Raw genomic sequence first — 21872 nt, 5'->3', positions numbered from 1 at the left:
CAAGGCCATCTATTAGCCCGCTTACAATTTTGAGGTGGGCTGCTTGTGCATTACTCGAAGGCCATCTGCAATGCGGAATCAGAATCGATGCTGGTTCCGCCGTGACTTGCTGGTGCTGCACAGAAAGATGCTCCACCACGTCGACGCAACCAAACTCACTGAGTCGGGTGGTGTCGACGTGGTCGTCCAATCCCTAGCTTCTACACACCGTTAATTTGCTTTACCTATTTAGCAGCGTGGCCGAAACATGTACTCGTCGTAGACAAAATCGATGATGTTTTCGACTTTAACCCGGCTGATCGCCGGGTCACACGACTTGAGCATTATATTGCGCTAAGAGGTAACACTGCAGACGGAATGATCAGTCCAAGTTACGTACTACCCTTAGCAAAGTACCGTTATAGGGATTGGCACGATGCTAAATCGGGAAAAAGCCACGACGACCCTCTGCTTCACCTACGCCAACAAACTCTGTATGGGCGAGACGCATCTGCAACTGACCGTCTGGCTCCTCATTTTCTAGCACAATGATCTGACCAGACTCCTGGCGATCCGCGAGCCAAGTATAGAATTTGTCCTTAACGGTCGGATCAAGAGCCTCTTCCGGATTGTTGCTGCCGTGCTTTGGATCTTTGTAAGTAACCACTGGGGAGTCGATGACGATCAATCCAAGGTGAGGATTTCCCTGGTGAAGTGCACGTTCCATTAATGCAACAGCCAACGCGGTCAGGAAGATCCCGCGCTTACCCTTTCCGAACGACACGCGCTGTCGGTTGTTGATGTGGATATCAGCGTCGTCTTCGTCAAAATGGACCGACTCCACCATTGGTACACCCCATGCCGTCAGCAGCTCCGAGATTCGGCGACAGAGCTCAGTGGCGCTAGTAGAGAAGTCGCGTGAGATCGATTGTTTTTGTCGCTTCGTCTTTGCCTTCATACCAACAAGACGCGCATTGAGCGTATCAATCCTCTCGAAGTTCCTGGCTGCCATGGCCATCTCAGTTCGTCGTGCGGTAAGCGTACCTAAATAGTCAGCTTCTATATTTGGCGAAGCCGGGCGAAGAAGCCTAGCTTGCTCGCTCAGGTTGGCAGCCGTTTCACGCTGAAAGCTCGTTTCCCGACAGCGTGAACTCACGATGTCTTCATCGATATCTGATAGTGCGATCGCAAGCCCCTGCCTCAGAGCATTGATCTTTGATACCTCAGCCCGAGCCGCCTCCCGTAGCATGTCGCCCTGTTCTAGTTGGGCATAGTTACGCTTATGATTCAGATCCGTCCGACACAGTGGGCAGGGCTGGGATTCGAACGTTTCGACAATCTCCGAGGCCGTGATCAACGAACTGAGTCGATGTACGTCGTTTTGATATTTCTCGTCCAGAAGCACAAACCGGTCTTTCGCTTCTAATACCTCGGCAAGCTCTGCCTGCACATCCCTAAGGCCGTCTTCGAGACTTTCGTGCGCTGTCTTTAGCTCCGTTAACTCCTGAGCGTTAGTCCTAAGGAATGTCCCGACTTCTCGAAGCTCATGCTCGATCTTTGTAAGTCCTTCTGCGCAGTCCTCTTTGGACCATGTGCTCGGAATATCGGCATGTAGCGCTTTCAACTCGTCTTCGATCGCCTGCACATGACCTTTAGCGATATTACGTTGATCAGTTTTAACTGTGAGAGTCGCTCCCGAATCATCCACTCCAATCAAAGCCAGCATAATCACTGACTGAAAGCGCATCTTGAGAAGCTTGTCTTTCCCTTTCAACGGGACCTTATCTAAGGTACGAATTTCGTCAAAAAGACTCAAAAAGCGCAGGTCGTTTGCAGTCACGTTACCGAGAGTTCCGGCTTTAACGAGAATCCTGTTCCCTGACGCCTTACCCCATTCAATTAGATATGGGCCGATTTCTTCTGCGACAGGGGATTGAGACGATAGCGGTGGCAAAGAATGGAAGCCCGAGTAAACGACTTGACGCTCCTCCAAGAGATCCCGAAAGAAAGTGTACTCAGATCCATCCGGTCCGAGGACTTGTAGAGCAGCGCGAGTATAGCCCTCTGAAAAGCCAACATTTCGCGGATGTTCGTCGCTACCTAAGCAGTAGGCTATGCATTCCTCAATATAAGACTTGCCCGTATCAGTCGGACCAAATACAAGGTGCGACTCCCCGCCGGGTTTCAGTTCGGCATTGGGTTTATCGGGGCCGGTGAGCACCAGTCCATGGATTGCGATTCTCATACTGCCCTCGGCAAGCCTTCCTTCCCAATGAAATGTGTTCGCCAAAGTCTTCCCTTAGCTCCAAAAATTTCTTCTAGCTGAAAATCGGTGTACCCCCCAAAGTGTTCCGAAACCCAGTTACATCGATCACGTAAATCCTTGTTGTACTGACCTCCTAGGAGGTCAACGAGGGCCGGTCCACTCTCACCAATGCCATACTTGATCCCCTCTTGTGTAGCCATAGCGTCGACAAATGCTCTGAATGCCATGAGATACAGACCCTGCTCAATTATTTCTCGCCGACTAATGTATTCGGCACCACGCAGCGGAACCGGTGTGTGCAGACTTGGCGGTCCATTCAAGTCGCCGGTGTAGATGACTGCATAATCCAGATACATCAGGGTCTGTAAATCAGCCTTCCGTGGATGCAGCGCGTTCAGCAGAAAGACCATTCGCAGTCCTAGCTCGAACGGGGTATTGAAGACTTCTGAGCTACTCATCGGTGTCTGTCCAGCTCAGGCGATCTTGGTTGGCAAGATGATGACAGGCACCTTGGAGGTCACCGGCCTGCAACCGAGCATGCAAGGGGTTGTTAACAACTTGAAGTGCATTGGCGATGGCCAATGTCTCCGTTAACCTAATCATGCCGCTATCGTGAGGCGTTGCCACTATACCGCCAATACCAATCTCGACTTCAGTGAGGAGCCCATCAAAGGCACCGGATAGCTTATCTCTACTGAAACGGTTCAACCCCTCAGCGCTGTAGAACAGCCGACGTTGTGCCACGAAATGTCTCTTCAAATTCCGAGGGATCTCGGGCACCCCAGCAACGCAGTTTCCACACTGCTCCTCATACACCAGCAGTAGCGCATCAACATACCGCTGTTCAATGGGGTCTGGTTCCTCGGGAATTTGCGGGTTCGCTCCACGCACGTCAAGCACGCCGAAGTGCTCCCAGTGCTGCGTCTGATTTCTCGAATGAATCTCCAGCAGTTCTTCGGGAGTACGGCGGCCAATAATTTCGAAGGGAAATGTCTGCACAAATAACTTTAGCGCCGGATCTAGACTCCGCTTGAACGTACCGAATTCGCCTTTTTTTTCCTCCCATTGCGCCAGTATCCAGGTGCGCATGCTTTCTGGATTCAGGAGGTAATCGAGCAAAGTCGCCCCAATTCGTAGCGCACAAAGATAATAGCGCCTTGGACAGGTATAGCTTCCGTCCTGCACGCAGGAAAGAAACTTGGCCAACTCACCTACGATTTGGCTCGGGGAGAGAGTGCTGCTGTAATACTTAGCTTGGTATAGGTCCCAAGTATCCGAAGCAGGTGGATGTACCGTGTACCCGCATATATCTCGCCCCTTGTCATTTGCGCCTCCTAGCTTCAGAACCTGCGCGTATTGGCCCTCCTTCTCGAGCTGGCGTGCGCAGCGCTCTATAAACGACTCCCACTGCACGTCATCCATCAGTAGCAAGCGCTGCTGTGGAGTTGGTTCTACCGGACCTGGATGATAAGCACTACTCGAAGACACGGCCCCCCTCCTGGGTAAGCTCCATTGCGAATTACACCGCGATCACAAGATTGATTGAACCATATACAGAGGCTATCCGGGCGTCCATAGATGCTTGCTTAACACACAACTCGACTTGGCTCGTTCAGATCGGGATAAGGCAGTGTCGCTTCAGGAACGGGCGTCCTTGGTCATAGTAGCGTCTACGAGCAAGCATGCACTCACGATGGATGGGCGCAGCCACATCAAATCTACTCAATGTGACGAGCTTCGAGAAAACCTTACTTTGCCATTCGCTTCGAGCTTCGCCTGACTACCCAGTTCGGGCCTGCCTCCGAACACCAGAAAAATCGACCTCCCACAATGCTCATCACGCGACGACCTCCGCCCAAGCAATTCAAACGTGATGGGTTCGCGCTTGCGCCGCCTCCTGAGACCATCTGGCTGGCGCCACCCACCTTCACTGTTCCGACAGGTACGGGAACTCTGCCAGCTGCAGGACGAAAACACCCACCGTAAGCAGTTGGTGATCGAACTCACCCGGATTTGCCATATCCTTCTGGTGGTGATCAGAAAAAATCTGAAGACAGCTCGCCGTGTCGATGTCAGCCAGTGCTCGCCGAGAGAAAGTTCGCGAAAAGGAAAAGATCGCAGCCAATACAGTCAGAACTGATCAGCCTTGACAGGTTTCAACGCGACGAAGCCCCGAATGGCACTTTACGAGCTTTTTGCTAACGGTGACCCAACGGTGACCAAAATGATCAAAGCCCAGAAACAACAAAGCCCGGTCGTTTCCGAACCGGGCTAAGTCATTGAAAAATATGGTCGGGACGGAGTGATTCGAACACTCGACCCCTAGCACCCCATGCTAGTGCGCTACCGGACTGCGCTACGCCCCGACTAGGCGTGTTACTGGGTTCGCTTCGCAACGAAGCGATCAGGAATATACCGCAAGCTTTTGAAATGTGGAAGTATTTTAAAAGCCGGATTTACTTCTTCAAAACCACCAGCACATCTTCGAGTTCGGAGATCATCTGGCGGATCAGTTGTTTGTACTGAGTGGTGTCGTCCTTGGCTTCATCACCGGACATGCGCTGACGCGCACCACTGATGGTGAACCCTTGGTCGTACAGCAACGCGCGGATCTGTCGGATCATCAGCACATCCTGGCGCTGATAATACCGACGGTTCCCGGTGCGTTTGACGGGGTTGAGTTGAGGAAACTCCTGCTCCCAATAGCGCAGCACGTGCGGCTTTACCGCACACAGCTCGCTGACTTCACCAATGGTGAAGTAGCGCTTGCCTGGGATGACGGGTAGTTCGTCGTTATGACTTGGTTCCAGCATAAGCCTCAACTCGGGCCTTCAACTTCTGCCCTGGACGAAAGGTGACCACACGGCGAGCCGTGATCGGGATTTCTTCTCCCGTTTTTGGATTGCGGCCAGGCCGCTGGCGTTTGTCCCGCAGGTCAAAATTGCCGAAACCAGACAATTTGACCTGTTCGTTGTCTTCCAGAGCATGGCGGATCTCTTCAAAAAACAGCTCGACCAATTCCTTGGCCTCGCGCTTGTTAAGACCCAGCTCTTCGTACAGACGTTCCGCCATCTCAGCTTTCGTCAAAGCCCCCATACGTCACTTCCTTAACGTGGCGTTTAACCTTTGTTCAAGCGAGGTGAGGATATTTTGTGTCGTGGTATTCACCTCATCGTCATTAAGAGTGCGCGATGGATGCTGCCAGGTCAAGCCGACTGCGAGGCTTTTTCTATGCGGATCAATACCTTTACCCTGATAGACATCAAATAGCCTGAGGTCCGTCAGCCATTCCCCTGCATTTTCACGGATTACATCCAGAACGGCAGTAGCGGCGACATCGCGATCGGCGATCAGCGCCAAGTCTCGGCGCACTTCAGGGAAACGCGACAACTCGCTGAATTTGGGCATCTTGCCAGTCGCCACTTCAGCCAACACCAGCTCGAATACAAATACCGGGCGATCAAGGCCGAGAGTTTTCGACAGTTCCGGGTGAATAGCGCCGACGAAACCGACCAAACGTCCCTCACGCTCGATGCGCGCAGTCTGGCCCGGATGCAGCGCCGGGTGGCTACCCGGAACAAAGGTGAACGCGTCCAACGCACCGGCAAAGCCCAGCACGGCTTCTACGTCAGCCTTAACGTCGAAGAAGTCCACTGCTTCGCGGCCTTGGGCCCAGCCCTCCGGCAACCGGCTGCCACAGACCACACCGGCCAGCATCGGCTCTTGCTTCAAGCCATCCAACTGCCCTACAAAACGTAGGCCACTTTCGAACAGCCGCACGCGATCTTGTTGGCGGTTCAGGTTGTGAGAAAGCGCTTTCACCAAGCCTGGCCACAGAGACGAACGCATGGCGGCCATATCGTTGGAGATCGGGTTGGCCAGCAACAGCGGCTCGACGCCTGGATTGAACAGTTCAAACTGCTTTGGATCGATGAAACTGTAGGTCACCGCTTCTTGGTAACCACGAGCAACCAGCAGACGACGCAGCTCAGGCAAGTACGCACGCGCCTCAGCCTTGGGCTGAGGAGCAAGACGAGCCTGCGGGTAACGGACCGGCAAACGGTTATAACCGTACAGGCGCGCCAGTTCTTCGATCAGGTCGACTTCAAGGCTGATATCGAAGCGATGGCTTGGCACTTCTACCTGCCACTGCCCTTCCCCGCCCTTAGCAATGCCAAGGCCGAGGGCTGACAACAACTGCTCGATTTCCGCAGGCTCGATCACCAGGCCAAGCATCTGCTCAACGCTTTTAGCGCGCAGGGTAATCGGCGCCACACTTGGCAGATGCTGTTCGCTGACAGCTTCGGTGATTGGGCCGGCTTCACCGCCGGTAATCTCCAACAGCAGGCCAGTGGCGCGCTCCATGGCTTCACGGGCCAGCTTCCAGTCCACACCGCGCTCGTAGCGGTGCGAAGCATCGGTGTGCAAGCCGTAGGAGCGAGCTTTACCAGCAATGGCGATCTGATCGAAGAACGCACTTTCCAGGAATACGTCGCGGGTGGTCGCGGACACGCCGCTGTGCTCGCCACCCATCACGCCCGCAATCGCCAGGGCGCGAGAGTGGTCGGCGATGACCAGTGTATCGGCACGCAGGGCCACTTCCTGGCCGTCGAGCAGTACCAGCTCTTCGCCTTCTTCGGCCATGCGCACACGAATGCCGCCGTTGATTTCGGCGAGATCAAATGCGTGCAACGGCTGGCCCAGCTCCAGCATCACGTAGTTGGTGATATCGACGGCAGCGTCGATGCTACGGACATCAGCGCGACGCAGACGCTCGACCATCCACAACGGGGTAGGCTTGGACAGGTCGACATTCCGGATCACACGGCCCAGATAACGTGGGCAAGCACTCGGTGCCAGCACTTCGATCGGGCGCACTTCGTCATGCACCGCAGGCACGGCAGCCACTACGGGTCGAGTGACCGGCACGTTGTACAGAGCCCCGACTTCACGGGCCAGACCGGCGAGGGACAGGCAGTCACCGCGGTTCGGGGTCAGATCGACCTCGATGCTGGCATCCTCCAGCTCCAGGTAGACGCGGATGTCCTGACCTACCGGCGCATCGGCCGGCAGCTCCATCAAACCATCGTTACCTTCACCCACCTGCAGTTCCGCCTGGGAACACAGCATGCCGTTGGACTCGACCCCGCGCAGTTTGGCCTTCTTGATTTTGAAGTCGCCTGGCAACTCGGCGCCGATCATGGCGAAAGGAATCTTCAGGCCCGGGCGCACATTGGGCGCTCCGCACACGACCTGAAAGGTTTCCGCGCCGTTGCTCACTTGGCACACACGCAATTTGTCAGCATCCGGGTGCTGCTCGGTGCTCAGCACCTCGCCCACTACCACGCCACTGAAAACACCGGCGGCCGGCGTAACGCTATCGACCTCAAGGCCGGCCATCGACAAACGAGCAACCAGCTCGTCGCGATCTACCTGCGGGCTTACCCAGCCACGCAGCCATTGTTCACTGAATTTCATCCTGCTCTCCTAAAGATTCGTTACGACTAGCGAAATTGCGCGAGGAATCGCAAGTCGTTGTCGAAGAACAGACGCAAGTCGTTCACCCCGTAACGCAGCATAGCCAGGCGCTCTACGCCCATGCCGAAGGCAAAGCCCGAGAACTCTTCCGGGTCGATCCCGGACATGCGCAACACATTCGGGTGAACCATGCCGCAGCCCATGACTTCCAGCCAGCCGGTCTGCTTGCACACGCGGCAGCCTTTACCGCTGCACATCACGCACTCCATGTCGACCTCAGCGGACGGCTCGGTGAACGGGAAGAACGAGGGACGGAAACGCACCGCCAGCTCTTTCTCGAAGAACACCCGCAGGAATTCTTCGATCGTGCCTTTAAGGTCGGCGAAGTTGATATCGCGATCTACCAGCAGGCCTTCGACCTGATGGAACATCGGCGAGTGGGTAATATCGGAGTCGCTGCGGTACACACGGCCTGGGCAGACGATGCGGATCGGCGGCTTGTTCGCTTCCATGGTGCGGACCTGTACCGGCGAGGTATGGGTGCGCAGCAGCATATTGGCGTTGAAATAGAAGGTATCATGCATCGACCGGGCCGGGTGGTGGCCTGGGATGTTGAGTGCTTCGAAGTTGTGATAGTCATCTTCGACCTCAGGGCCTTCGGCAATGCCGTAGCCAATATGGGTGAAGAACTGTTCGATACGTTCCAGAGTCCGTGTGATCGGATGCAGACCGCCCGAGGCCTGACCACGGCCAGGCAAGGTGACGTCAATGGATTCGGCGGCGAGCTTGGCCGCAAGATCGGCCTCCTCGAGCGACGCCTTACGCGCATTGAGAACCTCTGTGACACGCTCCTTGGCGACGTTGATCAGCGCACCGACTTGCGGACGCTCTTCAGCCGGCAAATTTCCCAGGGTCTTCATCACCTGAGTCAATTCACCCTTTTTGCCAAGGTAGTGAACCCGGATTTGCTCCAGGGCATTGATATCTTCAGCGCTTTGCACAGCCTCGAGAGCTTGAGCGACGAGCGCGTCCAGGTTTTCCATGTACAGACTCCAGATACGAAATAGGGGAAGAGCTTTAAGGCTCTTCCCCTATTTATGACGTTTAACACCTTGGGCTGCAGGAGCAGCCCGCGGTGACTGTCGGGGGTACTTAAGCCAAGGTGGCTTTAGCTTTCTCGACAATCGCAGCAAACGCCGCTTTTTCGTTCACTGCCAGATCAGCCAGAACCTTACGGTCGATCTCGATGGACGCTTTTTTCAGGCCAGCGATGAAACGGCTGTAGGACAGACCGTTAACACGAGCACCAGCGTTGATACGAGCGATCCACAGAGCGCGGAACTGACGTTTTTTCTGACGACGGTCACGGTAGGCGTATTGGCCTGCCTTGATTACCGCTTGCTTGGCAACACGGAATACGCGTGAACGCGCGCCGTAGTAGCCTTTAGCAAGTTTCAGAATTTTTTTGTGACGTTTACGGGCAATGACGCCACGCTTTACACGAGCCATGAGTTACTTCCTCTATTCTTGATCCAAAAATTAACGAAGGCGCAGCATGCGCTCGACTTTTGCCACGTCAGACGGATGCAGCAAGCTGCTACCGCGCAGTTGACGCTTACGCTTGGTCGACATTTTGGTCAGGATGTGGCTCTTGAAAGCGTGCTTGTGCTTGATACCGTTAGCAGTTTTCAGAAACCGCTTAGCAGCACCACTTTTAGTCTTCATCTTTGGCATGTTCGGATACTCCGCATTCAGTTGATAAACATAATCAGAAGGCCTGCCGTGCCCTGTTGATTACTTCTTCTTTTTCGGGGCGATGACCATGATCAGCTGGCGTCCTTCCATCTTAGGATGCTGTTCGACCGAACCGTACTCGAGCAGGTCAGCTTCAACCCGCTTGAGGAGTTCCATCCCCAGCTCCTGGTGGGCCATCTCACGGCCGCGGAATCGCAAGGATACCTTGGCCCTGTCCCCATCACTCAGGAAACGTACCAGGTTGCGCAGTTTTACCTGGTAATCCCCTTCCTCCGTCCCTGGACGAAACTTGATTTCTTTTACTTGAATCTGCTTCTGGTTCTTCTTCGCCGCAGCAATCTGCTTCTTCTTTTCGAAGATCGATTTGCCGTAGTCCATCACCCGGCAAACAGGCGGGACTGCGTCGGCGGAGATTTCCACCAGGTCCAATTTGGACTCTTCAGCGATACGAAGCGCTTCATCAATCGAGACGATGCCAATCTGCTCGCCGTCAGCGCCAATTAACCGAACCTCGCGTGCCGAGATATTCTCGTTGATCGGGGCTTTCGGTGCAGCTCGTTTATCTTGTCTCATTTCACGCTTAATAATAATTACTCCGAATCTGGGCGACCACGCCGGGAAACCGCTTGCGCGAGGAACTCAGCGAACTGGGCGACGGGCATCGAGCCCAGGTCAGCACCTTCACGAGTACGCACAGCGACAGTCTGCATCTCGACTTCCCGATCTCCGATAACCAAAAGATAGGGAACCTTGAGCAAAGTATGCTCGCGGATTTTAAAGCCGATCTTTTCATTTCTCAAGTCGGACTTGGCACGAAATCCGCTTTCGTTGAGAGTTTTTTCAACTTCAGCGGCAAAATCTGCCTGTTTATCAGTGATATTCATGATCACTGCCTGGGTCGGAGCCAGCCACGCAGGGAATGCACCCTCGTAGTGCTCGATCAGGATCCCGACGAACCGCTCGAACGAACCGAGGATCGCCCGGTGCAGCATGACCGGGTGCTTACGGCTATTGTCTTCGGAGACGTATTCGGCTCCCAGACGGATCGGCAGGTTAAAATCGAGCTGCAAGGTACCACATTGCCAGACACGGCCAAGGCAATCTTTCAGCGAGAATTCGATCTTAGGACCGTAGAAAGCTCCCTCACCCGGCTGCAGGTCGTATGCAAGGCCCGCACTATCAAGGGCTGCGGCCAATGCTGCCTCGGCGCGATCCCACAGCTCGTCGGAACCGACGCGTTTTTCCGGACGAGTGGACAGCTTCATCTCAACTTCGGTAAAGCCGAAATCACGATAAACGTCCATGGTCAGCTTGATAAATGCTGCCGACTCAGCCTGCATCTGCTCTTCTGTGCAGAAGATATGAGCGTCATCCTGCGTAAAGCCGCGCACACGCATGATGCCGTGCAGCGCACCCGATGGCTCGTTGCGGTGGCAGGCACCGAACTCCGCGAGGCGCATCGGCAACTCGCGGTAGCTCTTCAGGCCTTGGTTGAACACCTGCACGTGGCATGGGCAGTTCATAGGCTTAATGGCGTAATCGCGGCTTTCCGACTCGGTAGTGAACATGTTGTCGGCGTAGTTGGCCCAGTGCCCGGACTTCTCCCACAGACTGCGATCAACCACTTGCGGTGTCTTGATTTCCAAGTAACCATTTTCGCGCTGAACCTTGCGCATGTACTGCTCAAGCACTTGATACAGGGTCCAACCGTTCGGGTGCCAAAACACCATGCCCGGCGCTTCTTCCTGGAGGTGGAACAGGTTCAGGCGCTTGCCGATTTTGCGGTGGTCACGTTTTTCGGCTTCTTCGATGCGCTGGATATAAGCGGCCAACTGCTTCTTGTCAGCCCAAGCAGTGCCGTAGATGCGCTGCAATTGCTCGTTCTTGGCGTCGCCGCGCCAGTAGGCGCCGGACAGCTTGGTCAACTTGAACGACTTGAGGAAACGCGTGTTCGGCACGTGCGGGCCACGGCACATGTCGACGTATTCTTCGTGGTAGTACAGACCCATGGCCTGTTCGTCCGGCATGTCTTCCACCAGACGCAACTTGTAGTCTTCGCCTCGAGCGGTGAACACGTCGATCACTTCGGCGCGCGGCGTGACCTTCTTGATCACGTCGTAGTCTTTTTCGATCAGCGCGTGCATGCGCTGCTCGATGGCCGCGAGGTCGTCCGGAGTAAAAGGACGCTCGTAGGCGATATCGTAATAAAAGCCTTCTTCGATGACCGGACCGATCACCATTTTCGCTGTCGGGTACAGTTGCTTGACCGCATGGCCAATCAAGTGCGCGCAAGAGTGGCGAATGATCTCCAGCCCTTCTTGATCCTTGGGCGTGATGATTTGCAGGCTGGCATCGGTGGTGATCAGGTCGCTGGCATCGACCAGCTTGCCGTCGACCTTACCGGCCACGGTGGCTTTGGCCAGGCCTGCGCCAATGGATGCGGCGACCTCGGATACGGAAACCGGATGATCGAATGAACGCTGACTGCCGTCGGGAAGAGTAATAGTTGGCATGGCGCCTCCTCTCCTAGTGGTGACCCCTACCAAAGGTCACGTGGGTTGGGATGAGCCAGTACAAGATCCAACACCAGGCCGCTCAATGCTGAACGCCTGCCTTACAGCGGCAGGAGCCTTTCGGCCAACCGATAATCGAACCAGAGTGACTGGAGTGAAAAAAAACAACGTGGCAAGGCCGCTTTGAACGCGCCGTTAAATAGCCAGGCCGCCGATGCTAGCACAGATGAACGGTCATCGGGCCGCAGCTGCTGTTGCTGATAACGAATTTCCAGGCTTTATAGATGCAAAAGTGAACTTGAGCTGTACGCTGTGCCTCAAACCCCCTGAGAATCGCCGTTCGTCCTCGACTCAAAGGAGCATCCAATGATGCGTTTTACCTCGACCCTCGCTCTCGCTGCTTCACTGACCGTCCTTTCCCTTGGCGCCCAGGCTGCTGCCCCATCGAACTGGCCAGCCGGTGCGCGCGATAGTTTCGTCAGCGACTGCAGCGCTGCGGCCAGCCAGAATGTGGACGTCAAAACCGCCAAAGCCCATTGTGAATGTGGCGCAGATAAGATCAACGCGGAATTGAGCACTGCTGAAATCAAGGAATTGATGACTAATCAGAACGCCAGTCCGGAGCTTAAAAATAAAGCTGTGGCGGCTATTTCGTCCTGCAAAGTCGTGAAGAAAAAGTAAATCGACAGCCTGATCACACGGCCGATTGATCGAAAAAAAGACCTGAAATCCGCTGTTTCTCACAAATTACGCAGCTTTTACGGCTTTTTTTAAGACCCCATATTTAGCGCAGAAGCCCCGTAGTTCGGGGCTTTCAGCCAGAAGAAGGTCTAAAGCCAACGCTATTGATCAGCAAACAATGCCTTGGGGGGGCTCCCAAGCCGAACATTTCGACTATGATAGCCCGGTGTGCCCAGTTGGCCTGAGCAGCACAGCACTACTGAAAATATATGTTTCTTGGAGATACACCATGTCTAATCGCCAAACCGGCACCGTTAAATGGTTCAACGATGAAAAAGGCTTCGGCTTCATCACTCCTCAAGGTGGCGGTGACGACCTGTTCGTACACTTCAAAGCTATCGAAAGCGACGGTTTCAAAAGCCTGAAAGAAGGCCAAACCGTTTCCTTCGTGGCTGAGAAAGGCCAAAAGGGTATGCAAGCTGCACAGGTTCGCGGCGAGTAATTCTCCGCTGAGCTAAAAAAACCCCGTCCATGTGACGGGGTTTTTTATGGGCATAGCAAAAGCCGGTGAAGATCAGCCGCAATTGACCCGCGTGATCACCAAGTTATCATCGGTGTTCAGGTTCAGTCGGTCGGAGCGGTACTCCAGGGTGATCATGTCGTTGGGCTTGAGGATCCGGGCGTTCTGCGCACCGGAGCGCGTACGAGCCTGTTCCAACAGTTGCGGCGAGGCTTTCTGGCCAATTGTAAATTCGGCAGCCTTCGCCTCACAGCGGCTATGACCGGCATCGGTCACAGCGGCATTTTTGGCTGGCTCAGAGGTACCCGAGGTGCTGCAGCCCGCCAATGCGAGTGCTGCCAACAAAGTACCGAATGATGCGAGCTTCCAAGGCATGAAGCCTCCTATGAATAAAAAATGGACAGAGATCGTGCGACAGCGGTGTGGCGATTTGGTTTCAAGACGTAAACCGTTGAGAAGCAAGTCTGCCTGACTCTAGCCGGGCATTCGCTTGATCAATCGTGACCAGATATGAACGCGATCAGTAGATGTCGATATAGTCATCCGACGGCTTCGGCCAGTTTTGCCGCAACGCATTGAAAATCTGCGTGACCCAGACTTCGTCACTGGCCGCCACGTTACCGACATAACCGGAGCCTTTTGCCCAGGTCTCCAGCCGAAACAGCAACCCGTCGATATCCGCATTGCCTACCGCCCTTCCACTCGAAATGTAGGCAAGACCGGCCTTGGTCACCCGTAACTGGGCATGCTCGTCGTCGCTGGCACTGGCCAGCAGTTGGCGCACGGCGGCCAATGTCAGATTCTCAGGGTTATTCAAATCGATATGCACGTAGCGTTTTCCGACTGTTAAACAAGCCGACAGTGTGGCACAGCGCGCGCCCGCACCTAAGCATCATGCCTAAGTATCAGTGCCAAACAGCATGCAAAATGGTTAACTGCCCCGGCAAAAACCGCGCACCAGCGCGCTGCCCAGTATTTTTCTGCCTCGCGAGACCTTCATGACCACCGTAACGCTTCAAGCCGACATCAAAGCCAAATGGCCCTTGGGCCAGAGTTCCTACAGCCCAGGCAGCCCAGAGGAATTGGCAATCATCGGCATCGACCTGCTGGTCAAAGAATTGGGGACCCAGGCCGCGCAAGCATTCATCGGCCAGGTATTCGAAAAATACCCAGCCGATCACATGGGGGCGGATAACCCCGAGCGCGAGTAAAAATCGGCCGGCGAACGCCGACCGATCAGCACGTTACTTCAAGCGAGCCAGGCGTTCGGTCAGCAGATCGAAAAAGCCCTGGGCATCGCCGCTCTCAACCCAGAATGCGTTCTTGGGTTGTTTCAGGCCATCGTACCAATCGACGATGGTCTGGCCGAAGGTCGGGCCTTCACGGCTGTCGACCACAACGTTGACTTCACGCCCGCTGAACAGCGAAGGCTTGAGCAGATAGGCGACCACGGTGGCGTCATGCACAGGCCCACCGGGAATGCCGTAGTGCTCCATGTCGCCCTTGACGTACTCGTTGAGGATATCGCCGACGATCTTGCTCGCATTGTTCTTGAGGTCGGCGATCTGCTTCAGGCGCGCTTCACTGGTGAGCACCTTGTGGGTGACGTCCAGCGGTAGGTAGGTCAGCTTGACCCCACTCTTGAGCACGATTTCCGCGGCGACAGGGTCGGCGAACAGGTTGAACTCCGCGACCGGCGTGATATTGCCGCCGTTGAAGTGCGCACCGCCCATCACCACCACTTCCTTGATGCCTTGAGTGATTTCCGGGTCTTGGGTCAATGCCAGCGCCAGGTTGGTCTGCGGGCCGAGCATAGCGATGGTGATGCTGTGAGGCTTGGCGGCACGCAGGGTCGTGATCAGGTAATCAACGGCATTGCCTGGCGCGAGACCCTTTTTGGGCTCATGCACGGTGACGCCGGAAATACCTTCCTTGCCATGAATGTTCTCGGCATAGATCGGCGTGCGCAACAGCGGTGCTGGCGCACCGGCGTATACCGGAATGTCCTCGCGCCCTGCCCACTCACGGGCCAGCCGGGCGTTACGGGAGGTTTTGTCCAGGCGCACATTGCCGGCGACGGTGGTGAGCGCGCGGATATTCAGCTCCTCAGGAGAAGCCATGGCGAACAGCAACGCCACCACGTCATCGGCGCCCGGGTCGGTGTCGATGATCAGGTCGATTTTTTCCGCCGCCTGGGCGCTTGCTGCAGTGAGTGCGGACAAAAGCAGAACACTCCGAAACAAATTTCTCAGGGTGGGTAGACCACGTTGCATAAAACACTCCTTGTCGTTGGGAAAGACTAGAACGTCACGCCGGACACCAGCGCAATATTGCAGTAAGGCTGGCATTCGCCAGTACGCACCACGGCGCGGGCCTGACGGCTCAGTTGTTTGAACTCATCATGACTCAGCAGACGACGCTCGCCGAGCGCGGCCTGAGCCGTCAGGGCATTCAGCTCAGTCAGCGCTGGCGGCTGCTTGAGTAGAATTTCGTTGGCCAGTACATGGCTCTCCACCTGCATTTCACTGAGCACAATGCGCAGGGTACTGATGAAGTCCGGAATGCCCTGAGTCAGCGCCAGGTCGATCAACTCTACACCCGGCGGCACCGGCAAACCGGCGTCACCGATGACCAGGATGTCGCCGTGTCCCAGAGAAGCGATCACTCGCGACAGGGCGATATTGAGCAGTGGGGTCTTTTTCATGAGGCTACAAAACCTTGTACGTCGTGCAGCGTTGGAATGGAGGGTTGCGCACCGGCGCGGGTGACCGACAACGCTGCCGCGACCTGACCGAAGCGGATGGCCTCGGCCTCGCTTTCGCCAGCGGACAACGCAGCTGCAAAACCGCCTACGAAGGTGTCGCCGGCTGCGGTGGTATCCACCGCCTTGACCTTGGGCGCCACCAGGTGCTCAAACCCTTGGCCATCAGCAAACAACGCACCTTGCGCACCCAGGGTAACAATGACTTTGCCGGCGCCGGCTTCGATCAGACGAGTCGCGGCCTCTTTGGCGCTGTCGAGAGAATCGACCATCACGCCGCTCAGCGCACTGGCTTCGCTTTCGTTGGGAATCAGATAGTCGATCGAGGCGTACCACTCGGCCGGCAACGGAGCACTGGCAGGCGCTGGGTTGAGGATCACGGTCTTGCCCAGTTCACGGCCACGCTTGAGGGCGTATCCCACCGTGTCCATGGGCACTTCAAGCTGGCAGACGATCACGTCGGCGCCCTGTAACACCGCGTCGAACGCTTGCAATGACGCCGGCGTTAGAGCGCCATTGCTACCGGCCACGATGACGATTGCGTTCTGACTGCTGTCATCCACCACGATCAACGCGACACCGCTGGAGCCGGCGACGCTGCTGACCGCCTGGCAATCGATGCCTTCGACCAGCAATGCCTCGCGCAGTTGGCTGCCGTAGGCATCGGTGCCGACGCAGCCGATCATCGCCACATCGCCACCCAGCCGCGCCGCCGCGACTGCCTGATTGGCGCCCTTGCCGCCGGGCACGGTGGCAAAGGTCTGGCCGATCAGCGTTTCACCGGCGCGCGGCAAGCGGCTGGCGCGGGTCACCAGGTCCATGTTCAAGCTGCCTATTACCACTACTTTTGCGGGCATACATCAGTACTCATCAATTCGGTTCAGCGGTATTGGGCAAACACACCGGCGACGGGGGCCGTCGACTCGCGCAACACAATGCTTGGGGTCACGATACGTTGATCGATTGACAGTTGAGGGTTGGCGATCCGTCGCAGTAAAAGCTCGGCAGCCGTCTCGCCCAGTTGCACGATGGACTGCCCCACCGTGGTTAGCGCCGGGTAGACGTAACGGCTCATTTGAATGTCGTCGAAACCGATCACCGACAGCTCGCCGGGCACGCGAATATTACGCTCGGCCGCCGCGCGCAATACACCGAAACCGATCATGTCGTTGCTGGCGAAAATCGCGCTGGGCGGTTTTTCAGCCAGCAGTTGCACGGCGGCGGCATAACCGCCGGTGCTGGTGAAATCGCTTTCGCGGATGCGCTCGGCCGGTACTTCCACGCCAGCCTCGTGCAACGCCCGGCGATACCCTGCCAGACGCATTTGTGCCACGCGGGTGTGGGCCGGGCCGCCGATACAGGCAATATCCCGATGACCGAGGTCGAGCAGGTGCCGGGTGGCCAGGTAAGCGCCCTCTTCGTGGTCGATACGCACCAGATCGACATCAATGCCATCCAACGCCCGGTCGACGATCACCATGGGCGTTCGCACCGCGCTCAAGCCTGCGGCCAGCCCACTGTCGTCGCCGCCCACTGAGGTGACGATCAAACCGTCGATACGCTTCTCCAGCAATACCCGTAAATAACTGCGCTGCTTTTCAGCGTTGTCATCGGAGTTGCAGAGGATCACGCAATAGCCATTACGCTCGCAATAGTCCTCGATACCACGGGCCAATTCCGCGAAATACGGGTTGAGGCTGTTGGGCACCAGCAGGCCTATGGTTGCGGTGGTCTTGGCTTTGAGCGAACGCGCGACGGCACTGGGCACGTAGTCGAGCTGCTTGATCGCCGCCTCGACCTTGAGGCGCACCGGCTCGCTGACCGGGCGCGTCTTGTTCACCACATGGGACACTGTGGTGTAGGAAATACCCGCAAGCGCTGCCACATCCTTGATCGTTGCCATGGTTCAGCCTCGCCGACTGGCACGCTGGCTGCGATAGGTATCGAGCACCACAGCGATCACAATCACGGCACCGGTAATGATGCGCTTGGTCGGCTCCGTGGCCCCGATCTGCGCCAGGCCGGCAGCCAGGACCGAGATGATCAAGACGCCGAAGAACGTGCTGATCACCGAACCGCGCCCGCCCATCAGGCTGGTGCCGCCGATAACCACCGCCGCGATCACTTGCAACTCCAGACCGGAACCCGCGTTCGGGTCAGCCGCCTCCAGGCGCGAGATCTGGAACAACGCGGCTACGCCGGCCAACAGGCCCATAAGGCTGAACACTAGGATCTTGTAGGGCTTGGGATTGATTCCCGCCAGGCGTACCGCCTCCTCGTTGGTGCCGATACCGATCAGGTAGCGACCGAACACGGTCCGCGTCAACACCAGTTGGGCCGCAATGATCACTAGCAAGGCAATGATGAACGACGGCGAAATACCAAAGGCAATCGGATTGGACAGCCAGGCGAAGGAGTCACCGATGTAGGCGGTGCGTGAACCGGTCATTTGGTACGCGACGCCGCGGGCCATTTCCAACACACCGAGGGACACGATAAACGACGGAATGCGCCAGGCCACGGTGATCGAACCGGTGAGCGTACCGGCCAGCGCCGCACAGCCCATGCCCAGCACGGCGGCCGGCAAAACGCTCCAGCCCCAGCTGAGGATCGCCACACTGACCGCCGATGCCGCCAGCGCCAGCACCGAGCCTACCGACAGGTCGATACCGCCGATGATCAGGATGAAGGTCATGCCCACCGCCAGCACCATCAGGTCCGGAATCTGGTTGGCCAGCGTACTGAACGTGTCATAGGACAGGAAGTGATCGCTCAATACCGAGAACAGCGCAATCATCGCGAGCAAGGCACCTGCCAGGCCCAGGTAAGTCCCCAGGCCGTAGAAGTTGCCGCCGGTTTTACCGGGAGAAGTGGTCGTTTTCATGGGGTATCCCTAAGCACTGCATCGTTGAGCAGCGCATCACGTTTCTGATAGCCGGCAAAGGCGGCGGCGAGCAATTCGTCCTGGGTCCAACTGTCGCGCTCGAAGGTGTCGATCAGGCGCCCGGCGGACAGCACACCGATGCGGTCGCAGATCAACATGAGTTCGCGCAGGTCGCTGGACACCACTACCAACGCCTTGCCCTGCCGGGTCAACTCGCCGAGCAAGGCGTAAATGTCGAATTTGGCGCCGACGTCGATACCGCGCGTAGGCTCGTCGAACAGCATCACCGAGCAGTCGCGCTCCAACCAGCGACCAATCACCACCTTCTGCTGGTTGCCGCCGGATAATTCCGACACCAACTGCGCCGGGCTGGAACTGCGAATGCGCATGGCATCGATCTGACGTTGGGCCAACGCGGTTTCATCGCCACTGTTAACGACGCCGCCCGCGGAAATTTCAGGCATGTTGCCCAGAGCAATGTTGGCGCTGATGGACTGGGTCAGCAGCAAGCCTTCACCCTTGCGGTCTTCGGTGATCAGCGCGATGCCATGGCCCACGGCATCCACCGGCGAACGAATGCTCACCACCTGGGCTGGCGAGCCCAGGGCCACGGTGCCGCTGTCGGCTTGGTCAGCGCCGAAGATCAGGCGCAGTAGCTCAGTACGGCCCGCGCCGATAAGCCCGGAAATGCCATAGATTTCACCGGCACGAACTTCGAACGAGACGTCGCGGACTTTGTCCGAGCGCGTCAGACCTTTGAGCGTGAGCGCCGGGCCACCGATGGTGCGCGGGCCCAAATCGATGTGTTCGCCCAGTTCGCGACCGACCATCAATGTGACCAGTTGCTCGCTGTTGTAGTTAGCCATCGGCTCGACGCACACCAGTTTGCCGTCACGCAGGACCGCGATGCGCTGGGCGACACGAGCCAGCTCTTCCAGTCGATGGGAAATGTAAATAATCGCTACGCCGCGGGCCTGCAAACGGGTGATCTGCTCAAACAGCATCTCGACTTCACGGGCGGTAAGCATAGCCGTGGGTTCGTCGAGGATCAGCACATGGCAGTCGCCGATCAGGTTGCGCGCGATCTCGACCATTTGCTGGTGCCCGATCCCCAAGCTGCCGACCAGGGTGTCTGGGTCGATGGCATCCAGGCCGACCTGGGCCATGGCTTCGATGGCAGCCTTACGCAGTTGCTTGCGGCTGATCCAGCCACCGTGGCTGGGCAGGTTATGCAAAAACAGGTTTTCGGCGACAGTCAGGGTCGGCAGCAGGTTGAGTTCCTGCATGACCATGCGCACACCCAGCGATTCGGCCTGGGTGCGGCTGCCTGGGCGGTAATCCTGGCCGTTGAACTGCATGTGCCCGGTGGTCGGAGTGACCAGCCCGCCGATGATTTTCGACAAGGTGCTTTTGCCTGCGCCGTTTTCACCCGTCAGCGCCAGCACTTCGCCGCGATTGAGCGTCAGAGTGATGTCGGACAGAACTGGCTGGGCATACGTCTTACCGATACCGCTGACCGAGAGGACAGCGTTCGGGGCGGAAGATGACATAGGAAAATCTCCGAGCGTCCGCCCGGGGGCGAGCGGACGCTGTTTGGGTGCTGCCAGAATTACTTCTTGAGGACGAGTTCGACCGGGGTTTCGATCACGCCATCTTTGGCATCGACTTTTTCACCCTTGACCAGCTTGAGCGCGTTCTGGATACCGAACACGGCTTGCTGGGCAGCGGCCTGGTCGGCGGTAGCCAGCACGCGGCCGTCCTGCAGCATCGGCTTGATGGCTTCGATATTGTCGTAGCCCACTACCAGCACCTTGCCCGCTTTGCCGGCTGCACGTACGGCAGAGACAGCACCCAAAGCCATGTTGTCGTTACCGGCCAGCAGCGCCTTGAGGTCAGGGTATTCGCTCAGCATTGCGGAGGCGACTTTCTGGCCCTGGTCGATCTCCCAGTTACCCGACTGGGTGGATACGATCTTCATGCCGGCAGCATCCATCGCGTCTTTGAAACCGGCGGTGCGCTGCTGGGCGTTGGTGGTGGTCGGTACGCCTTCGATGATGCCGACCTTGTCGCCCGCGCTCATTTGCTTGGCCAGGTAATCGCCCACCAACTTGGCACCTTTGCGGTTGTCCGGGCCAACGAAGGGAATGTCCAGGTTCTTGCTTTTCAACACACCGGGGTCGAGACGATTGTCGATGTTGACCACCTTGATCCCAGCGTCGGAGGCTTTTTTCAGTACGGTGACCAGCGCCTTGGAGTCGGCTGGCGCAATGACGATGGCGTTGACCTTGGACAGGATCATCTGATTGACGATATCGATCTGGGCAGCAGTATCGGTTTCATTCTTGATGCCGTTCGTGATCATGTCGAAATCGGCGGGGTGGGCTTTCTGATAGTCCTTGGCACCTTCCTGCATGGTGACGAAAAACTCGTTGGCCAGGGACTTCATTACAAGACCGACTTTCGGTTTGGCGGCGGCCTCGTCAGCGAATGCAGAGGAGAGCGGTAAAGCGGCGGATGCGGCAGCAAGCACAGCGATAGCAAGAAGACGTCCAGCAAATGGCAGCTTCATGGGGTCACTCCGATCTTATGATTATTGTGAGCAACGCTTGCACCGAAGAAGGCTTCGGCAGCCCGCCCACCTGGGAGGCTGATACGAGCTGTCACGTTACGCCAAGCGCATCGGAAACATCTCGCAAACGTTTGCGTTATTCAAACTATGAGAACCTTGTCGAAATTTGTCAACGGGGGTATGCGTCTTTGATGCTCCGCTAATACGAAAGCTTGGCAACATGCGCTGCTTCTAAACATCGCCTCCCCTTACAGATCTCCGAAACGACAGCTCATGTCTGATCACGGCGGATTTTTCCGTCAGTGTTTTCGGGCTACCGAACGCCAACCCAGGCAGTTGTTCGGAAAGCCGGACAATAAGCTCGTCGCCCACACTAAAAACTTCTACAAATTCCTTTTTAATCAATAAGTTAATTTAAAAATACACAAGCCATAAGGCTGGTACAGATCCTGCTCTTACCCAGTAC

Annotated in this window: 23 protein-coding genes and 1 tRNA gene; 3 read left to right on the top strand and 21 right to left on the bottom strand. The window is 56.6% G+C overall.

Annotation, left to right across the window (positions count from 1 at the left end):
- Nucleotides 1–418: 418 nt before the first annotated feature.
- The 12 genes from YA0848_RS33305 to thrS form a co-directional block, all read right to left on the bottom strand.
- On the bottom strand, nucleotides 419–2224 hold the full coding sequence (locus tag YA0848_RS33305; protein ID WP_198712545.1) for a hypothetical protein: 1806 nt from the start codon (nucleotides 2222–2224) through the stop codon (nucleotides 419–421).
- Nucleotides 2221–2703 (bottom strand): ABC-three component system middle component 2, encoded by a 483-nt coding sequence (locus YA0848_RS33300; protein ID WP_126588213.1) that lies wholly within the window; start codon nucleotides 2701–2703, stop codon nucleotides 2221–2223. Before YA0848_RS33300 ends, YA0848_RS33305 begins: the two co-directional genes overlap by 4 nt.
- Complete coding sequence (locus YA0848_RS33295) at nucleotides 2696–3733, bottom strand: ABC-three component system protein (protein WP_126588211.1); 1038 nt, start codon at nucleotides 3731–3733, stop codon at nucleotides 2696–2698. The genes YA0848_RS33300 and YA0848_RS33295 overlap by 8 nt, the downstream gene beginning before the upstream one ends.
- An 801-nt stretch (nucleotides 3734–4534) precedes the next feature.
- Nucleotides 4535–4611: transfer RNA gene (locus YA0848_RS33290), tRNA-Pro, on the bottom strand.
- Nucleotides 4612–4701: 90 nt separating this feature from the next.
- Complete coding sequence (locus tag YA0848_RS33285; RefSeq protein ID WP_003174972.1) at nucleotides 4702–5058, bottom strand: MerR family transcriptional regulator; 357 nt, start codon at nucleotides 5056–5058, stop codon at nucleotides 4702–4704.
- Nucleotides 5039–5341, bottom strand: a complete 303-nt coding sequence (ihfA, locus tag YA0848_RS33280; RefSeq protein WP_002553164.1) for an integration host factor subunit alpha — start codon at nucleotides 5339–5341, stop codon at nucleotides 5039–5041. Before ihfA ends, YA0848_RS33285 begins: the two co-directional genes overlap by 20 nt.
- 3 nt (nucleotides 5342–5344) lie before the next feature.
- Nucleotides 5345–7723 carry a phenylalanine--tRNA ligase subunit beta gene (pheT, locus tag YA0848_RS33275; protein WP_169903728.1) on the bottom strand — a complete coding sequence of 793 codons (2379 nt, stop codon included), beginning with the start codon at nucleotides 7721–7723 and terminating at the stop codon, nucleotides 5345–5347.
- A gap of 26 nt (nucleotides 7724–7749) precedes the next feature.
- Nucleotides 7750–8766 carry a phenylalanine--tRNA ligase subunit alpha gene (pheS, locus tag YA0848_RS33270; protein WP_034099107.1) on the bottom strand — a complete coding sequence of 339 codons (1017 nt, stop codon included), beginning with the start codon at nucleotides 8764–8766 and terminating at the stop codon, nucleotides 7750–7752.
- Between the two features lie 109 nt (nucleotides 8767–8875).
- Entirely contained in the window at nucleotides 8876–9232 is a 357-nt protein-coding gene (gene rplT / locus YA0848_RS33265; protein WP_002553161.1) for a 50S ribosomal protein L20, read from the bottom strand.
- Nucleotides 9233–9262: 30 nt separating this feature from the next.
- The gene (rpmI, locus tag YA0848_RS33260) at nucleotides 9263–9457 is read right to left on the bottom strand and encodes a 50S ribosomal protein L35 (RefSeq protein WP_002553160.1); all 195 of its coding nucleotides are present in this window, start codon (nucleotides 9455–9457) and stop codon (nucleotides 9263–9265) included.
- Nucleotides 9458–9517: 60 nt separating this feature from the next.
- Nucleotides 9518–10069 (bottom strand): translation initiation factor IF-3, encoded by a 552-nt coding sequence (gene infC, locus YA0848_RS33255; RefSeq protein ID WP_169850653.1) that lies wholly within the window; start codon nucleotides 10067–10069, stop codon nucleotides 9518–9520.
- Nucleotides 10069–11991, bottom strand: a complete 1923-nt coding sequence (thrS, locus tag YA0848_RS33250) for a threonine--tRNA ligase (protein WP_169868999.1) — start codon at nucleotides 11989–11991, stop codon at nucleotides 10069–10071. Before thrS ends, infC begins: the two co-directional genes overlap by 1 nt.
- A gap of 366 nt (nucleotides 11992–12357) precedes the next feature.
- On the opposite strand from thrS, the gene YA0848_RS33245 reads away from it, so the two are divergent.
- Both YA0848_RS33245 and YA0848_RS33240 read left to right on the top strand, forming a co-directional pair.
- Nucleotides 12358–12672, top strand: coding sequence for a hypothetical protein (locus YA0848_RS33245; protein ID WP_021491187.1), 315 nt, complete (start codon nucleotides 12358–12360; stop codon nucleotides 12670–12672).
- 289 nt (nucleotides 12673–12961) lie between these two features.
- Complete coding sequence (locus YA0848_RS33240) at nucleotides 12962–13174, top strand: cold-shock protein (protein WP_003234260.1); 213 nt, start codon at nucleotides 12962–12964, stop codon at nucleotides 13172–13174.
- 72 nt (nucleotides 13175–13246) lie between these two features.
- Here the strand turns inward: YA0848_RS33240 and YA0848_RS33235 are convergent, their stop codons facing one another.
- On the bottom strand, nucleotides 13247–13567 hold the full coding sequence (locus YA0848_RS33235; RefSeq protein ID WP_034099112.1) for an I78 family peptidase inhibitor: 321 nt from the start codon (nucleotides 13565–13567) through the stop codon (nucleotides 13247–13249).
- A 145-nt stretch (nucleotides 13568–13712) separates the two neighbouring features.
- On the bottom strand, nucleotides 13713–14021 hold the full coding sequence (locus YA0848_RS33230; RefSeq protein WP_034099113.1) for a hypothetical protein: 309 nt from the start codon (nucleotides 14019–14021) through the stop codon (nucleotides 13713–13715).
- A 169-nt stretch (nucleotides 14022–14190) separates the two neighbouring features.
- Here YA0848_RS33230 and YA0848_RS33225 point away from each other — a divergent pair, with 169 nt between their 5' ends.
- Nucleotides 14191–14403, top strand: a complete 213-nt coding sequence (locus YA0848_RS33225; RefSeq protein ID WP_034099115.1) for a hypothetical protein — start codon at nucleotides 14191–14193, stop codon at nucleotides 14401–14403.
- Between the two features lie 33 nt (nucleotides 14404–14436).
- Here YA0848_RS33225 and YA0848_RS33220 read toward each other — a convergent pair whose 3' ends face one another.
- From YA0848_RS33220 to YA0848_RS33190, 7 genes are read right to left on the bottom strand one after another with little or no spacing between them, the layout of a single operon-like run.
- Nucleotides 14437–15465: a nucleoside hydrolase gene (locus YA0848_RS33220; protein WP_034099116.1), complete on the bottom strand. Its 1029-nt coding sequence runs from the start codon at nucleotides 15463–15465 to the stop codon at nucleotides 14437–14439.
- Between the two features lie 26 nt (nucleotides 15466–15491).
- Nucleotides 15492–15896: a D-ribose pyranase gene (rbsD, locus tag YA0848_RS33215; RefSeq protein WP_034099117.1), complete on the bottom strand. Its 405-nt coding sequence runs from the start codon at nucleotides 15894–15896 to the stop codon at nucleotides 15492–15494.
- On the bottom strand, nucleotides 15893–16810 hold the full coding sequence (gene rbsK / locus YA0848_RS33210) for a ribokinase (protein WP_034114415.1): 918 nt from the start codon (nucleotides 16808–16810) through the stop codon (nucleotides 15893–15895). Before rbsK ends, rbsD begins: the two co-directional genes overlap by 4 nt.
- Nucleotides 16811–16833: 23 nt before the next feature.
- Nucleotides 16834–17856 carry a LacI family DNA-binding transcriptional regulator gene (locus YA0848_RS33205; protein ID WP_169903727.1) on the bottom strand — a complete coding sequence of 341 codons (1023 nt, stop codon included), beginning with the start codon at nucleotides 17854–17856 and terminating at the stop codon, nucleotides 16834–16836.
- A 3-nt stretch (nucleotides 17857–17859) separates the two neighbouring features.
- Entirely contained in the window at nucleotides 17860–18837 is a 978-nt protein-coding gene (locus YA0848_RS33200) for an ABC transporter permease (protein ID WP_003174987.1), read from the bottom strand.
- Nucleotides 18834–20387 (bottom strand): sugar ABC transporter ATP-binding protein, encoded by a 1554-nt coding sequence (locus YA0848_RS33195; RefSeq protein WP_184315672.1) that lies wholly within the window; start codon nucleotides 20385–20387, stop codon nucleotides 18834–18836. Before YA0848_RS33195 ends, YA0848_RS33200 begins: the two co-directional genes overlap by 4 nt.
- A 59-nt stretch (nucleotides 20388–20446) precedes the next feature.
- Nucleotides 20447–21406 carry a sugar ABC transporter substrate-binding protein gene (locus tag YA0848_RS33190; RefSeq protein ID WP_034099124.1) on the bottom strand — a complete coding sequence of 320 codons (960 nt, stop codon included), beginning with the start codon at nucleotides 21404–21406 and terminating at the stop codon, nucleotides 20447–20449.
- Between the last annotated feature and the right edge of the window lie 466 nt (nucleotides 21407–21872).

Origin of the sequence: Pseudomonas sp. S4_EA_1b, from assembly GCF_016307435.1 — a bacterium.
Lineage (GTDB): Bacteria > Pseudomonadota > Gammaproteobacteria > Pseudomonadales > Pseudomonadaceae > Aquipseudomonas > Aquipseudomonas rhodesiae.
This window is presented reverse-complemented; position numbering and strand designations above follow the sequence as displayed.